Below are 16,009 nucleotides of genomic sequence, written 5' to 3'. Positions count from 1 at the left end.
TGTCGAGGACTGTTATCGCGGACTGGCGGCCAACTTGCTGCTTCAGCTAGGGATTCCTCTCCTGTATCCGGAAGCTACCCGTGCTGGCGTAACCGGAGCACACGCAGCAGGATCCCGACAGCAAAGACGGCCACTCCGGTCAGGACCGAGGCCGGTGGCAGCGTCGCGACCAGGGCAACGCAGGCCAGGGCGCCGATGGCTTGCAGCGCCTTGGGGTAGCGGCGATCAGCGGCAGGTTGGGTGAACGCCGCGATGTTTGCCACCAGGTAGTAGACCAGGACGCCGAAGGATGAGAATCCGATGGCTCCACGCAGATCCGCCGCGGCGATCACGGCGCAAATCACGACCGCCAGGATCACCTCGGCCCGATGCGGGACCTGGTAGCGAGGGTGGACGGCGGCAAGCCAATGCGGCAGGTCGTGTTCCCTGGCCATGGCCAGGCTGGTGCGGCCCAACCCGGCCACCAAGGCGAGCAGTGCGCCCAGCGCTGCCACGGCGGCGCCCACGCGTACGATCGGCGCCGCCCACGCCCAAGCACCCGAGCTCACGACATCGGCCAAGGGGGTTGTGGAGGCCGCGATTCCCTCGGGCCCGAGGGCTGCCAGCAGCGTCACGGCGATGATCGCGTAAACGATGATCGTGATGAGCAGGGAGATTCCGATGGCACGCGGGATGGTTCGCTGGGGGTTGCGGACTTCTTCGCCCATCGTCGCGATCCTCGCGTACCCGGCGAACGCGAAGAACAGCAGTCCCGCCGATTGCATGATCCCGTACCACCCGTGGGCCAGGAGGCCTTCGCCAAGAATGTTCGGCGGAGCGGGTTCGCTGCCTCCCCAGGCGGCGGCCACGCCAACGGCCAGGGCAACGAGTACGGCAACCACCAGGATTCGCGTCAGCCGTGCGGTGCGGGTGACTCCGTGGTAATTCACGGCCGCGAGGCCGATCACGGCGGCGATGGCGACCGGTCGTTCCCATCCGACCGGGGCCGCGTAGGCGGCAAACGTCATGGCCATCGCCGCGGCGCTGGCGGTCTTGCCGATGATGAAGCCCCATCCGGCCAGGTACCCCGGCCACGGGCCAAGGCGTTCACGCCCGTAGACGTAGGTTCCACCCGAGGTTGGATAGGCCGCTGCGAGTTGGGCGGAGGATGTGGCATTGCAGAACGCGACAAACGCCGCCACCACGAGACCCACCAAAAGGCCCGACCCCGCCGCCGCGGCGGCGGGGGTGAAGGCCGCAAAGACGCCCGCGCCGATCATCGACCCCAGCCCGATGACCACCGCGTCGGCAGTCCCCAGCCGGCGCGCCAAGGTTGGATGATTACTCATTGTCACTGTCCTTTTGCGGCGTTAGGGAGCACTTCGGCGGCTAGCTCGGCAACGGCCTTGCGGCCTTCGGCCAGCGCTTCAAGGCCCTGTGGTGTGGCTCGGTAGATTCGACGGGGACGCCCGCCAACGACATCCTGGCGGGAGGTGAGCAGTCCCTGCTCTTCCATCCGGTGCAGGGTTGGATACAACGTCCCCGGGGAAATCGAGTATCCGTGGTTGGAGAGTTCCTCTGACATCCATGCGCCGTGAATTTCTTCCTCGGCGGCATGGTGCAGGATGTGCAGCCGGACGGCGGCACGGGTGAGTTCACGCATTTGCACCTCGTTCAATACCAGTCATATCGGGAACCGATATCTAGAATCGATATTAGTGGCGATTCCGCTCGTATGGAGCGGCTGCGCTGTTTGTTGGTGAACTGTTCATCTGGGGCGGTGTCGTTCTTCTGCTGCATGTGGCATTTCGAGGCCAAGGGCACCTTCCCATACTGCAGGGAACCGGCGTCCGCCACGCCACCTTCCCCATCGATTGCTTGTGGCACCAGAAATGGCCGCATTTGCTGTGCAGAACCACCCATCAACATGGGATCCGGGAGTCGGCCCGAAAAGGCCAGCGCCGACCCTGCTGTCGGCTTCTGATGGACCCACCAATGACAGGGCGCCGCCAAGCGAGCCCTTGGCGGCGTCTTGAAAAACTAACGTTTACCAGGAAGCCCCACGGGACCCCGCGGGGCTTTTTCTGTCCCCCGGAATCTAGGGATCAAAGTATGAATCGCAGCGGAAATTGGCAGGTTTCTCTGATCTTTATGTGGCACGTTGAAGGACCCAGATTGCGGTGGGCATGGATCGGGAGGTTCGCCGTTGGGTGATGGGAACCCGGCAAGGTGAGGCCCCGGCGCCCTGACTTCAGTCAGTGGGGTCGCGTAGTTGCGCCAGCAGGTAGTCGATCTCGGGGTGGTGCGTTGAGTGCATTGCGGCCTGACTTGCCAAATGGCCGATCACCTCATGGACATGGTCTACGGTCTCCCCTTGGGTGACATGGATGCGCATATCCTGCGGGGTGTAGCCGAGCAGTTCCATCAGCCGCAAGAGGATGATCGGGCGCAGGGCGGAGTGGTGGAATGCGTCGTCGCCTCCGCATTGTCCGTCGGCCTCCAGGAGCCGCAGGGCGGTAAAGCGGTGGATGGCAGCGGCCGGTATTCCCGTGGCTTCCGAGATGTCCGCCAGTGGGATCAGTTCCGGGGTGAGGTGTTTTTGGTGGAGCATCATGGCTTAACACTACCTTAACGTAAGGGTATGTTTGGTGTATGACCCAAGACTCTCTCACCGATTTCGCACCATTGCCCCCCGATGGAGGGACGGAGGTGTTTCGCCAGGCGCGCAGGCGCAGGACCTTTGCCATCATTTCTCACCCGGACGCGGGAAAATCGACACTCACCGAGGCCTTGGCCCTGCACGCGCACGTCATCAAGGAGGCCGGGGTGACGCACGGGAAGCAGGGGCGTCTGGCCAGCGTGTCAGATTGGGGGGCGATGGAACGCGATCGCGGCATCTCCATCAGCTCCACCGCGCTGCGCTTCGAGTACCGCCATATCGTGTTCAACCTGCTGGACACCCCGGGGCATGTGGATTTCTCGGAGGACACCTACCGGGTCCTGACTGCCGTTGATTGCGCGATCATGCTGGTTGATTCCGCGCGGGGCATGGAGTCCCAGACGTTGAAGCTCTTCGGGGTGTGCCGGGAACTCGGACTGCCGGTGCTCACGGTCTTCAACAAATGGGACCGCCCCGGACGCGAAACGCTGGAGTTGCTGGACGAGGTGCAGGATGCGACGGGGCGGGTGCCGGTGCCGCTGAACTGGCCGGTGGGCATCGCGGGTGATTTCCACGGCCTATACACCCCGGACAGCGGGATTTACACGCGTCTGGGCCGCGTTGATGCCGGTGCCCATCTGGCCGCCACCGAGGACCTGGGACCCGCGGAGGCAGCCCTGGATGCGGGGTTGGCATGGGAGAAGGCACGGGAAGACTGCGACATTGCCGTCTCTGTCAATGGCCGTTTCGATACGGAGGATTTTTTGGCAGGGCGAGCCACGCCCGTCCTCTTCGCTGCGGCGGCATCAAACTTCGGAATCCCCCCGCTCCTGGATTTCCTGGTGGACCGTGCGCCCGCGCCCGGACCGCGCCCGGATTCCGTGGGTGCGGATCGTCCCCTTGATGCCGGATTCTCCGGGTTTGTCTTCAAGGTGCAGTCGGGGATGAATCCGAACCACCACGACAAGCTTGCCTTTGTCCGGGTCTGTTCCGGAATCTTCCACCGCGGCATGGCACTGCGGAACGAGTCAACAGGGAAGCCGGTTTCCTCCAAGTATGCCCACCATCTCAGCGGCAGGGAACGCGGTTCGGCAGATGTCTCGTGGCCAGGGGACGTTGTCGGTTTCAGCAATGCCGGCGGATTGTGGATCGGTGACACCGTGCGTGCCGGTTCGGCCGTTTGCTTTGCGCGCATGCCACATTTCAATGCGGAGCATTTTCGGGTGGTGCGCAGCTTGGATGCCGGGCGCTTCAAGGCCTTCGCCCGGGGGATCTCCCACCTCGAGGAAGAGGGCACCATCCAGATCCTCTATTCCCGCACCGCTACGCGCCAGACACCGATCTTGGCGGCGGTGGGGGAATTGCAGTTTGAGGTGGCCCTGGATCGGTTGATGCGTGAATTCGGCGTCCCTGCCGCAGTGGACGAGCCGCTGCCCTATGCGATGGCCCGGGACCTGTTCGGGCAGGAACCCGAAAAGACCGCCATGCTCGCGGGCATCGAGGTCGCCCACCGGCCCAATGGGAAACCCGTCGGACTGTTCAGGGATCGATGGAAGCTCGGGCGCACCCTGGAGCAATGCCCGGAACTTTTCGGCGAACCAGGCAACCGCCAGCTCTCGCAAGGTTGATTCTCCGGATGAAGCCCTGGCCGGCCCGTGCTTGGGACCGGGGGTGAACCCGCCCGGCCCGTCGGCTCGGAGCCGCGGCCACGCCCTATGCGTTGTAGCGGTCCAAGAGCAGTTCGAGTACCGCCATTTCCTCCGGCGGCAGCACCAGGACCAGATCCTCGGCCTCACCCAAATGGGTGGTCGTCATCCGGAGCAGCAACCCCGGCCGGCCGCCGGTGACACGGGTGGCGCTGAGCGCCACGATGGAGGCAGGAGCCGCCTCGCCGAGCAACACGCCTCCGGTCAATGGATCCAGGATCCATTCGGACCCCGATTCCATTTCCGCCCCATGGTCCTCACATACCTCTATCGCGCCGGTATCTGCGTCCCAGCTCACGGACCCCGCATTGGGGCACCCGCCTACCTGACACGTCATCTCGGTCCGCCTTCCGGGTTTTGGTGCGGTGTTTCCTGTGGCCGGCCCTGGGCGAACCGCCGCAGGGCGTAGCGCAAGGACATTCTGTCGCGGGAATCCGCCTCGTCCACCGAGGGCTCCTGTGGCGGAAGCGGGGCCCCAAGGAGTGCCCCGATCGCCTCTCGCAGCTGTTGGTCGCCGTTGCTTCGCGCATGCTGGAGCGTCTCGGCGATGTGCCGCAGTTCCGATGCCGGGTAGCCGTGGAGCTCAAAAAGCCGCAGCGTCGAAATCAGGGGAACGTCCGCGGTGAAGTACAGCTCGCGTCCCTCTCCGCCTTGTGCCGGGTTGATCAATCCCAAGGCACCGTAGCGATTGATGTGCTTTCCCTGGACCTGCGACGTCTTCGAGATTTCACGCAGTGAAACCGCGTGGGGGGAGCGTGTGGTTGATGTAGATCTCATGAACCCAACTCTACCCTAACGTTATGGTAGGTTAGGGTTTGGCTGGAGACGCGAGAAAAGTAGCGGGCAGGATTGCCAACCGCCCGCCGGAAGGTCGAAGCAATGCCGCAACACCTCAAGGGCCATCTCATGCACATTGGTGAGGTTGCCGAGCGCACCGGGCTATCCCTGCGCACCATCCGTCACTATGACGAGGTCGGTCTTCTTCCGGCGCACGGACGGACGGACGGCGGCTTCCGCCTGTATACGGAGGACGACCTCGACCGACTCAACCACGTGCATCGCATCAAGACCCTTGGCTTCACCCTGGAGGAGATGACGGAGCTGCTTGACATCCTCAAGACCGCGCCGTTGGCACCCCGGGATACGGAACGGGCACAAGAGTACCTGCGCCGGGCGCACGAGGCCAGGCAGAAGCTGGCCCGCAAGCTGCACGAGGCGGACCGGCTCATTGCCGACCTGCATTCCACCCTGGGGCAATGACATCCTGATCCGCTTTCACTCCCCGCCCCCCGGTTTCGGCTAGACCCCCAAGCCCCGCCCGGGCCCAAGAGCCCGTCCTCGTTGAACCCCCCCCATTTCCTTGTCTTACCCCTGCCTCACCCACCCGGCGCCACTGCGCCCACAACGCGAATGGAACTTCATGTCCACCAGTATTCACACCGCCCCCACGGGCGAGTTCTCGCCCGAGGAGCGCCAGTCCGTCCTGCGGACCCTCAAATCCCCGCGTCTGCTCAAGACCGAGGTCCTGGCCGGACTGGTCGTGGCCCTGGCCCTGATCCCCGAGGCCATCGCCTTCTCCTTGATCGCCGGGGTGGACCCCCGCCTCGGGCTCTTCGCCTCCTTCACGATGGCGGTGTCCATCGCCTTCCTGGGCGGGCGACCGGCCATGATCTCCGCGGCCACCGCCGCCACCGCCCTGGTCATCGCCCCCCTGGTGAAAAGCCACGGCGTGGACTACTTCATCGCAGCCGTCATCCTCGCCGGCATCTTCCAGGTCGTTTTGGGCATCCTCGGCATTGCCAAGCTCATGCGCTTCATCCCCCGCTCGGTCATGGTCGGATTCGTCAATGCCCTGGGCATCCTGATCTTCACCTCCCAGCTGCCCGAACTCATCGGTGTCCCGTGGCTGGTCTACCCGCTGACCATCGCCGGTCTGGCCGTGATCTACCTGCTGCCACGCCTGACCAAGGTCGTCCCCGCACCGCTGGTGTCCATCGTGTTGCTCACCGCCGCGGCCATGGTATTCGCCCTGAACGTCCCCACGGTCGGGGACAAGGGCGAACTTCCCCAGTCCCTGCCCAGCCTGTTCTTCCCCAACGTGCCACTGACCTTCGAAACCTTCCAGATCCTCTTCCCCTTCGCGCTGGGCATGGCCATCGTGGGCCTGCTCGAGTCCCTGATGACGGCCAAGCTGGTCGATGACGTCACCGACACCCGTTCCAACAAGCCCCGTGAATCCTGGGCCCAGGGCGCGTCGAACATCATCACCGGCTTCTTCGGCGGCATGGGCGGCTGCGCCATGGTGGGCCAGACCATGATCAACATCAAGGCCTCCGGGGCCCGCACCCGCATCTCCACCTTCCTGGCCGGGGTGTTCGTCCTGGTCCTGGCCGTGGCCCTGGGCGACATCGTGGCGCAGATCCCGATGGCCTCCCTGGTGGCCGTGATGATCTTCGTCGCGGTGGCCACCTTCGACTGGCACAGCATCAAGCCCTCCACTCTACGCATGATGCCCAAGAGCGAGACCATCGTCATGCTCGCCACCGTCATCGTCACCGTCGCCACCCACAACCTGGCCATCGGCGTCGGCGTCGGGGTACTGACCGCGATGGTCCTGTTCGCCCAGCGGGTGGCCCACCTGGTCACCGTGGAACGGCGCATCGAGGAACACTTCGGCGAGCAGATCGCCAAGTACGAAGTCACCGGGGAGCTGTTCTTCGCCTCCTCCAACGACCTCTACACGCAGTTCGAGTACGCCGAGGACCCCGACCACATCGTCATCGACCTGTACAACTCCCACCTGTGGGATGCCTCCACCATCGCCTCCCTGGATTCCATCACCGAGAAGTATGAGAAGTACGGCAAGACCGTCGAAATCGAGGGGCTGAACACCGCCAGCCTGAAGATGCGCGAACGCCTGGGCGGGAAACTTGGAGGAGGACACTAAAAAACGGCCGGGAACACCCGCGATGACACGCACCCGTTCCCGCGCCGGGGCTTCCGGCCGCCTTCCCGCAGCATGGATAGGGGTCGTCGCTGCCGGCGGGGTGCTTTCGGCCATGAGCGCCCCCGGCCAGACCGCGGGCCTGTCCGTCTTTACCGATCCGATCATCGCCGGGCTGGGCATCAGCCGGTCCGCCGTTTCCCTGAGCTACCTGATCGGCACGCTCGTCGGGGCCATGGCCCTGCCCTTCCTGGGCCGGGCGATGGACCGCTGGAGCATCCGTGCCACCATCGCCGGGATCGGGGTGGCCTTCGCCGCTTTCCTGCTCGGCCTGAGTTTCGCCGTGGATGCCACCGGCCTGACCCTGGGATTCACCGGGATCCGCATGGCCGGGCAGGGTGCGCTCTCGCTCGCGGCAACGACGCTGGTGGCCCGGTCCGTGACCCGCCACCGCGGCCTGGCCCTGGGCATCGCCAGCGCGATCGGCTCCGGCGGCATTTCGATTGCCCCGTTTGCACTCTCCGGACTCGTGGCCGAGGTGGGCATCCAAAGCGCATGGCGGCTCGAGGCCCTCGCGGTGCTTTGCATCGTCGTGCTCACGGCGCTGTTGCTGCGTCCCCGTTCCCGCCAAGCCGCTCCCGTCCTTGATGGCAACTCTTCCGGTGCCGAACCGGACGTCGGATGGACGCTGGCCCAGGCCGCGCGCACCTCAATGTTCTGGACTTTGGTCGCCGGGCTGTCCGCGACCGGGCTGCTGAGCACCGCACTGGCCTTCCACCAAATCTCCGTCCTTGGCGCCCAAGGCCTGGACCCGGTCGAGGCGGCAGCGAACTTCCTGCCCCAAACAATCAGCGGCATCGCCGCCACCCTGGGGGCAGGTGCCCTGGCCGACCGCATCCCATCCAAGTACTGTGTGGCATTCTCCATGGCCACGATGGCCGCGGCCTTGCTCCTCATCCCCACTGTCGCCCCGGGGTGGGCGGCCATCGCCTACGGGCTCGTCCTGGGGGCGGCCGGTGGCAGCCTGCGCGGCATCGAAGCCGCCGCGTTCTCCCGCTACTACGGAACCGCCCACATCGGTGCCATCCGCGGGTTCGCCACCTCCATCGGGCTGGCCTCCACCGCTGCAGGTCCCCTGCTGCTCTCCGTGGGCCACGACCTGGCCGGGGACTACACGGGCCCGGCCCTGGTATTCGCCGCCCTGCCCCTGGCCGTGGGAATCGTGTCACTGGTGGTCCGCGAGCCCCGCCTCCGCACGGCTCCATAAACCCCCGGGGCCAAGCACCCCTCCCACGGGCCGGTGGATGGCGTCAAGAACCAACGGCGCCCAAGACGGAGCGGGGTGGATCGGGGCAGATCAATCGGCCCACGCTTCTGCCCCCACCTTGCATCTCCCGCTCCGAGGGGATTGCCCAGAGGGCAATAGCCAGGCACGCGCATCCTCGCCCTGGGCAGGCGGCGGAACCCGCGGCAGACCTTAACGTTGTGTTAGAGTCCAAATATGACAACAATCCCTGGTGCCATCCTCCTTGGCTATGGTGGGTCCGAGCACAGTAAGATTGCCCTGACATGGGCCGATGAACTCGCCTCCCAGCTCTCGCGACCGTTGCATGTCCTGGTTTCCGCCTTGCACGTCACCGACGTGCCGGAGGTGCCCAAGGAATATCAGGCAGCCCACGTCACCGATGAGCTCGACCAACTCCTGGCTTCGGCAAAGACTTCCAACACCTCCGTGTCCACCGTGCTTGGCTCGCCCGGCGAGGCCCTGGTGCGCGCGGCGGAAACGGCCCACCTGACGGTCCTGGGGGCACGCACCCAAGGCCCGTTGAAGAGCATGGTCAATGGTTCCGTCAGCCAGTACGTGATACGCCACGCATCCGGACCGGTGGTGGTGGTCCGGGAGCCGCACGCCTTGCGCACGGGACGGATCGTTGTCGGAATCGATGGTTCCGAACACAGCCTCAGGGCGCTGGAATTTGCCATGCGTCACGCGAAGCAGACGGCGGGGAGCGTACTTGCCCTGCACGTGCAGCAGAAGGCTGACGACGCCACCGACACGAAGGTCGAGCAAGCGATCTGGGGGGTATCCGAGGCCGGCGCCGGCGTCCGGGCCGAGACCCGGCACGTGCTGGGTTCCGCCTCCGAGGAACTGGCCAAGGCAAGCCGCGAGGCCGACCTCCTGGTGATCGGCACCCGAGGACACGGCCCCATCCGTGCATTGCTGCTTGGCTCGGTCACCCAGTCGGTGCTGCAGCACGCCCAGTGCCCGGTCGCCGTTATTCACTGACCAGGGATTCATCCCCCTCGATATCGAGAACCGTGCGGGCCAGGGGCCCGGCAGTACGCAGGTCCCTGGCCCGCACGGCCGTGTTGAGCATGGCCCCTTGGCCCGCTTCGAGGCGTTGGCCCGGGATGCACCCAGGAACGGTACGTGCGGCTGCCGCTTCGGCGCCCTTCTCCTATGCCCGGCCCCATCCCGTTCCATCACCGTGACGCTCATCTCACTTGGATCATCGCGTTGCACGAAGGTGCCCTTAACCCTGACGTGACGTTAGAGTTAAGGGCGAGGGTGCTTCGGGGAACCTGGAGCTCCGGAATCACGCTTCCCGGACATTCCTGCCGCTCCCCCTGCGCAACGACGCGCACCGCAAACTTTTCCTGCATCGGACCCGGATACCGGATCCGGTTGCCACACCACCGGCGACGATCCCACCGCCACACCCGACAGCTACAACTCGAGAACGGACTTTCATGACCAAGAAACCCCTGTCACCCCCGCGCCCCCTCGCCGCAGGCGCCATGCGGATCACCCCGTTGGGCGGTCTGGGCGAGATCGGCCGCAACATGACGGTCTTCGAATACGGCGGCAAGCTGCTGATCGTGGACTGCGGCGTCCTGTTTCCCGAGGAACACCATCCCGGTGTCGACGTCATTCTGCCCGACTTCTCGGCGATCCGTGACCGCCTCGACGACATTGTCGGCCTAGTCATCACCCACGGCCACGAGGACCACATCGGCGGCATCCCCTACCTGCTCCGGGAACGGAGCGACATCCCGCTGATCTCGGCACGGTTGAGCCTGGCGTTCGTGAAAACGAAACTGCAGGAACACCGCATCACCGCCAAGACCGTGCAGGTCAAGGAGGGGGAGAAGAAGAAAATCGGCCCGTTCGACCTCGAATTCCTGGCCGTCAACCACTCCATCCCCGACGGCCTCGCCGTGGCCATCACCACCCCGGCCGGGAAAATCCTGCACACCGGTGACTTCAAGATGGACCAGTTCCCGCTGGATCGCCGCATCACCGATTTGGCCGGCTTTGCCCGCCTGGGCGAAGAAGGCGTGGACTTGTTCCTCGTGGACTCCACCAACGCCGATGTCCCGGGTTTCATGGCGGCCGAAGCAGACCTCGCACCGGCCATCGACACCGTCATGCGCACCGCTCCGCGCCGCGTCATCGTCTCCAGCTTCGCCTCGCACGTGCACCGCATCCAGCAGGTCATCGATTCGGCGCACAAGCACGGCCGCAAGGTCGCATTCGTGGGCCGATCCATGGTCCGGAACATGGGCACCGCGAAAGAACTTGGCTACCTGACAATCCCGCGCGGGGTTCTGGTGGAATTCAAGGCGGCAGAAAAAATGGCCCCGGAGAAGGTCGTCATCATCTGCACCGGATCGCAGGGCGAACCCATGGCGGCCCTGGCGCGCATGGCCAGCCAGGACCACGTCATCGACCTGGTCCAGGACGACACGATCCTGCTGGCGTCCTCCCTCATCCCGGGCAACGAGACGGCGATCTACCGGCTCATCAACGACCTGACCAAGCTGGGCGCCAATGTCGTGCACAAGGGCAATGCCAAGGTCCACGTCTCCGGGCACGCCTCGGCCGGCGAACTGGTCTACTGCTACAACCTGGTCCGCCCCAAGAACGTCATGCCCATTCACGGCGAGCCGCGTCACCTGAAGGCCAACGCGGAGCTGGCGATCCGCACCGGCGTCGAGCCCGGAAACGTCCTGATCACCCAGGACGGAACCGTTGTCGACCTCGAAAACGGCCGCGCCCGCGTCGCCGGCAGCATCCCGGCCGACTATGTGTATGTCGAAAACATGGTCGCGGGTGCCGCCACCGAGCAATCCCTTCAAGACCGCATCCGCCTGGCCGAAGACGGGGCATTGAGCGTCCTGGCCATCGTGGATCCCAAGACCGGTTCCCTGGAGGAAACCCCGGAGTTCTTCCCGGTGGGATTCACATTCTCCGCCCAAGAGCTCGGCAAGGCCACCGGCGTTGTGCAGAAGGCCTTCTCCGGCCTCAGGGGCCCCAAGACGGGCCCCGAGGCCGAACGCGCCGTCGGTGAGGCGCTGACGAGATGGTCGGACCGCGCCCTGCGTCGCAAGCCGGTCGTCACCGTCATCACCGTGGACGCCGTCTAAACACCGGGACTCCTAGGTCCATCGGGACCACTCGGGCCGCGCCACGGGAAGCGGACAGGCCAACGGCCCCCGGCCTCTTCCGCACGAACCTCCCCAGGAGAGATCCGGGCCCTCCCGGGTGAGCCCTCCCCAGGCCCGGGTCCGCATCAAGGACAAGGTCTCTGTTACACGCCTCCACGGAGCTCAATGACGGGGGCGTACCGGTGGCGCATCAGTCGCCCAGCTCGCATAGTGCCTCGCAATATGCGAGCTGGGGATGGGCCGGGGCTTAGTGACCGGCTCCGAGTTTCCCGCCCAGGCGTTCACGCATCTTCAGGCTCGCCGTGTTCAGTCCGATGATTTCGACGCTCTTGCCGTACTTCTCGTACTTCTCGGTGATGGCATCCAGCGCGGCGATCGTGGAGGCGTCCCAAAGGTGCGATGCCTGCATGTCAATGACCACGCGTTCCGGGTCAAGCGCGTACTCGAACTGCGTGTAGAGGTCATTGGAGGAGGCGAAGAACAACTCACCGTTGACCACGTATGCCGCGACTCCGCGTTCCTCGTTGACTGCCCGTGTGACGGTGACAAAGTGGGCGACCCGCTGGGCAAACAAGACCATGGCGGTCAACACGCCGACACCCACACCGACGGCCAGGTTGTGGGTCCAGACGGTGAAGACCACGGTAACAAGCATGACGATGGTCTCGCTCTTGGGCATCATGCGCAGGGTGGAGGGCTTGATGCTGTGCCAGTCGAAGGTGGCCACCGCAACGAAGATCATCACGGCCACCAAAGCGGCCATCGGGATCAGCGCCACGATGCCGCCGAGCGCGACGACCAGGATGAGCAGGAAAACTCCGGCCAGGAAGGTGGAGATGCGGGTCCTGGCGCCGGAGGCCTTGACGTTGATCATGGTCTGCCCGATCATCGCGCAACCGCCCATGCCGCCGAAGAATCCGGTGATGATGTTCGCCGCCCCCTGGCCCCAGGATTCTCGGGTCTTGTTGGAACGGGTGTCGGTAACGTCATCGACAAGCTTGGCGGTCATCAGGGATTCAAGCAGGCCCACGAAGGCCATGGCCAGCGCGTAGGGGAACAGGATCTGCAGGGTTTCGAAATTCAGTGGAACGTTCGGCAGGAACAGGGCCGGCAGGCTCTCGGGCATCTCACCCTTGTCCCCGACGGTGGGGACCGCCAGGGATGCTACAACGGCAATAAGGGTCAGAACGACGATCGCAACCAGGGGCGCGGGGACCACGGTGGTGAGTTTGGGCAGGCCGAAGACAATCAGCAGGCCCAGGGCGGTGAGTGGGTAGACCATCCAGGGGACGCCAAGGAGCTCGGGGACCTGGGACATGAAGATCAGGATGGCCAGGGCATTGACGAATCCGACCATGACCTGCCGGGGAATGAAGCGCATCAGCTTGGCCACCCCCAGCAGGGCCAGGATGACCTGGAAGATTCCGGCCAGGATCACGGCGGCAATGAAGTAGTCCACGCCGTGGCTTTTCACCAGCGGGGCAATCACCAGGGCGATGGCCCCGGTTGCAGCCGAGATCATGGCCGGACGCCCGCCCAGGAAGGCGATGGACACGGCCATGGTGAAGGAGGCGAAGAGCCCGAGGCGGGGGTCTACCCCGGCGATGATGGAGAAGGCGATGGCCTCGGGGATCAGGGCGAGGGCCACCACCAGGCCGGCGAGGACCTCGGTCTTGAGCAGGCGCGGGGACTTGAGGGTGCGCAGAACGGATTGCCGTTCCTCCGGAGACAGAACGGGGTGTTCTGCCGTTGTTTTCGTGGCCATGGATGGCTCCGTTCGAAAGTGAGTGAGGGCGCTCGGGCACTCAGGTGCTTAGAATCGTTGGGGGCGGCTCGCCCTTGGGCTGTGCAATGAAGGGCCGCGGCGAGGATTGGCCGCGGCGGAGCACAGAGAGAAGAATCAATTCTAATTTATCGTAAGGGTAGAGTTGGAATTTTAGGGAAAAGGAGAATCCCATGATCGACACCCCACCACCGGTGGCCAAGGGGCAGACCATGCATATCGGGGACTTGGCGGACGCCACGGGCTTGTCCCAGCGCACCATCCGCCACTACGACGAGGTGGGCCTGTTGCCGGCGACCACGCGCAGCGAGGGCGGGTTCCGGATCTACACCGAGTCCGACCTGCAGCGCATGCTGGTGATCCGTTCGATGAAGCCGCTGGGATTCACCCTGGAGGAAATGGGCGAGCTGCTGGACACCGTCGACACCCTGGCCGCCGACACGAACGATCCGGAAGCCCGGGCCAAGCTTGAGGATTTCGTCCGGCGTGCCAATGAAAAGCGCGAGGTCCTGGCGCTCAACCTCCGCCGGGCCGACGATTTCATCCAAAACCTGCACGGCATATAACCCGCAAGCTGATGCCGCAGAAGCAAACCAGCAGAAGGCAAGATACCTAGCGAAAAACAACCGTCCCCGCTACCGGCTGAGCGTTCCACAAGAATGCTTCACCGTGAATGGCAGCGGTAAATGGCTTCATTGTCGCAGTGCTGAGAGGCCGACGAATGGGCCCTGCGGCTGCTTGCGAGGCCGGGTACGTACGACCCCGAGGTGCAGCCACACCCGCACTACTCCTGTCGTGCGTTCGCATTCGCCCATTTTGAGACCGGCGGAGATCGCCCAACCGCGCGTCTCGAAAACCTTTAGCTTTTTGAGACATTGGTGCGGGTCCCCCTTCGAAAATCGGCCGGCCCCGGGTGGCGGGGCGCCAAGTGTCTCGAAAAGTCATCCCGCCGTAAAGCGTCTCATCCGATTGCCGCGAAGAGGTTTCTGAGTCAAAATGGTGGCGTGAGACATTTGGGATACACGCGTGTGAGTACTTCGAGCCAGGATGCGCAGCTTCAGCTCGACGCGCTGGTCAAGGCCGGGGTGCAGAAACGCGACGTGTTCGCCGACGTCACCTCCGGCAGCAGGACCGCGATCGAGCGGCCCGGGATGAAGAAGCTGCTCGAGTACGCCGAGGCCGGGGACAACGTGGTGGTCTGGCGGGTCGACCGGCTCGGCCGGTCGCTCATCGATGTGCTGAACACCGTGAACCTGTTGCGCGAACGCGGTGTGAACGTGCGCTCCATCTCGGACGGGATCGACCCGGCGACATCCACCGGTCGGATGATGTTGAACCTGCTGGCCTCCCTGGCCGAGTACGAGCGCGAGCTGATCGTTGAACGCGTCAATGCCGGGATCGCCGCGGCCCGGCAATCGGGCACCCGGTTCGGCCGTCCGCTCTCGGACCCTTTGGTGATCGCGGATAAGCTCGCGATCGCGAAGGACGCCCGCGCGAAGGGACGCACCGCCGAAGATGCGGCACGCCTGGTCGGGTGGAGTCGCGCGACGCTCTACCGCCACCTCGGCCCAAACGCCTGATCCGTCAAAAGCCAGCGATCACTGATGCCCCAGCGGAGTACAGACGACTTCTGAACGACACATGCCCGAAGAGATCGACCTCCGCGAGCAACTTCAACTTCACCCGCAGCCAAGGACCACGATCACGCGCTTAGCGCCAACCGCTATACCGATGGTTTTGCCTTAAACGCGCAATTCTGTTCCATTACTACTCATACCCCAAGCCCGCTACCAGCAGATGGCGGACTGGGCCGAAAATGAGCTGCCCCAGACTCAGCCATCTGCCACCATTCGCCGCGGATCAGAAGCGGCCGCACACGGGCGGTCCGTTCTCCTGGAAGCAGGCATGGACCCGGCCGAGCTGGACCGCCTGATTGGCGGCCGTCCCAGCTTGGACCCTGGCGCCAAGCCGGGAAAGCATTCGCCTCATTTGAACCTCCGCGTCACTGAAGACCTCAAGCAGCAGCTCAAAGACCTTGCTGATGAGCGCAACATCAATTCCAGCGATTTGGTCAGGGAGATCCTTACAGCCGGCGTGCATCAGATGCAGCACTCCCGCAAACGGGAAAAATACCCGGCCTGATGAAAACTGCAGCTGCTCCAACTGACCGCTTTGATCCAAGGTCCTCAAGGGCACCGTTTCTGGCGACTGTTGGCTGTGGTGGACCGGCGCCGTTGCCGATGATGTCTATGGCCTATTTCCTGCACCAGAACAGATAGGACACGTCCGTGCGCCCCATCGTTATTCCTACGAGCTGGACACAGGCACCCCATTCGAAGATGGCGATGTTCTACGGGACATCTGCAATGTCCCCACTTGTGCCCGGCCCGCTCCTGAATACCTCATGCTGGGCACACAGCGGCAGAACATGCTGGATCGGGCCTGGGATGGCCGACCCGCCGACGACGCCAGAGGCGCAGAAGGATCGG

At 64.5% G+C, this 16,009-nt stretch carries 15 protein-coding genes; 9 read left to right on the top strand and 6 right to left on the bottom strand.

The features are described from left to right. Nucleotides 1-74: 74 nt before the first annotated feature. The 3 genes from ACX80D_RS12045 to ACX80D_RS12035 all read right to left on the bottom strand — a co-directional run bounded on the left by ACX80D_RS12045 (nt 75) and on the right by ACX80D_RS12035 (nt 2,593). Complete coding sequence (locus ACX80D_RS12045) at nt 75-1,328, bottom strand: APC family permease (RefSeq protein ID WP_459322896.1); 1,254 nt, start codon at nt 1,326-1,328, stop codon at nt 75-77. A 2-nt stretch (nt 1,329-1,330) separates the two neighbouring features. Then, on the bottom strand, nt 1,331-1,642 hold the full coding sequence (locus ACX80D_RS12040; RefSeq protein WP_430268581.1) for a PadR family transcriptional regulator: 312 nt from the start codon (nt 1,640-1,642) through the stop codon (nt 1,331-1,333). 588 nt (nt 1,643-2,230) lie between these two features. Next, nucleotides 2,231-2,593 (bottom strand): hypothetical protein, encoded by a 363-nt coding sequence (locus ACX80D_RS12035; protein WP_459322894.1) that lies wholly within the window; start codon nt 2,591-2,593, stop codon nt 2,231-2,233. A gap of 38 nt (nt 2,594-2,631) precedes the next feature. Between ACX80D_RS12035 and ACX80D_RS12030 the strand changes: the two genes are divergently transcribed. Further along, entirely contained in the window at nt 2,632-4,266 is a 1,635-nt protein-coding gene (locus tag ACX80D_RS12030; RefSeq protein WP_459322893.1) for a peptide chain release factor 3, read from the top strand. Nucleotides 4,267-4,351: 85 nt separating this feature from the next. Here the strand turns inward: ACX80D_RS12030 and ACX80D_RS12025 are convergent, their stop codons facing one another. Next, nucleotides 4,352-4,585, bottom strand: a complete 234-nt coding sequence (locus ACX80D_RS12025; protein ID WP_459322892.1) for a hypothetical protein — start codon at nt 4,583-4,585, stop codon at nt 4,352-4,354. 92 nt (nt 4,586-4,677) lie between these two features. Further along, nucleotides 4,678-5,121, bottom strand: coding sequence for a hypothetical protein (locus ACX80D_RS12020; protein WP_459322891.1), 444 nt, complete (start codon nt 5,119-5,121; stop codon nt 4,678-4,680). A gap of 102 nt (nt 5,122-5,223) precedes the next feature. Between ACX80D_RS12020 and ACX80D_RS12015 the strand changes: the two genes are divergently transcribed. From ACX80D_RS12015 to ACX80D_RS11995, 5 genes are all read left to right on the top strand, one after another. Continuing rightward, nucleotides 5,224-5,604: a MerR family transcriptional regulator gene (locus tag ACX80D_RS12015; protein WP_459322890.1), complete on the top strand. Its 381-nt coding sequence runs from the start codon at nt 5,224-5,226 to the stop codon at nt 5,602-5,604. Nucleotides 5,605-5,764: 160 nt separating this feature from the next. After that, a complete protein-coding gene (locus tag ACX80D_RS12010) occupies nt 5,765-7,291 on the top strand; it encodes a SulP family inorganic anion transporter (RefSeq protein WP_459322923.1) in 1,527 nt (508 codons plus the stop codon). 22 nt (nt 7,292-7,313) lie between these two features. Further along, entirely contained in the window at nt 7,314-8,555 is a 1,242-nt protein-coding gene (locus ACX80D_RS12005; protein ID WP_459322888.1) for an MFS transporter, read from the top strand. 234 nt (nt 8,556-8,789) lie between these two features. Beyond that, nucleotides 8,790-9,575 (top strand): universal stress protein, encoded by a 786-nt coding sequence (locus ACX80D_RS12000; protein ID WP_459322887.1) that lies wholly within the window; start codon nt 8,790-8,792, stop codon nt 9,573-9,575. A 464-nt stretch (nt 9,576-10,039) separates the two neighbouring features. After that, the gene (locus tag ACX80D_RS11995) at nt 10,040-11,716 is read left to right on the top strand and encodes a ribonuclease J (RefSeq protein ID WP_459322885.1); all 1,677 of its coding nucleotides are present in this window, start codon (nt 10,040-10,042) and stop codon (nt 11,714-11,716) included. Between the two features lie 268 nt (nt 11,717-11,984). On the opposite strand, the gene ACX80D_RS11990 is transcribed toward ACX80D_RS11995, so the two are convergent. Further along, the gene (locus ACX80D_RS11990; RefSeq protein WP_459322884.1) at nt 11,985-13,502 is read right to left on the bottom strand and encodes a SulP family inorganic anion transporter; all 1,518 of its coding nucleotides are present in this window, start codon (nt 13,500-13,502) and stop codon (nt 11,985-11,987) included. A gap of 191 nt (nt 13,503-13,693) precedes the next feature. Between ACX80D_RS11990 and ACX80D_RS11985 the strand changes: the two genes are divergently transcribed. The 3 genes from ACX80D_RS11985 to ACX80D_RS11975 all read left to right on the top strand — a co-directional run bounded on the left by ACX80D_RS11985 (nt 13,694) and on the right by ACX80D_RS11975 (nt 15,662). Next, nucleotides 13,694-14,086, top strand: coding sequence for a MerR family transcriptional regulator (locus ACX80D_RS11985; protein ID WP_459322883.1), 393 nt, complete (start codon nt 13,694-13,696; stop codon nt 14,084-14,086). A gap of 438 nt (nt 14,087-14,524) precedes the next feature. Next, nucleotides 14,525-15,100 carry a recombinase family protein gene (locus ACX80D_RS11980; protein WP_430270375.1) on the top strand — a complete coding sequence of 192 codons (576 nt, stop codon included), beginning with the start codon at nt 14,525-14,527 and terminating at the stop codon, nt 15,098-15,100. 217 nt (nt 15,101-15,317) lie between these two features. After that, complete coding sequence (locus tag ACX80D_RS11975; RefSeq protein WP_459322882.1) at nt 15,318-15,662, top strand: hypothetical protein; 345 nt, start codon at nt 15,318-15,320, stop codon at nt 15,660-15,662. The last annotated feature ends 347 nt before the right edge of the window (nt 15,663-16,009 follow it).

The sequence above is a fragment of the Arthrobacter sp. Sr24 genome (assembly GCF_054511175.1).
The sequence above is the reverse complement of the archived record's forward strand: the minus strand, read 5'-3'. Positions and strand labels throughout refer to the sequence as shown.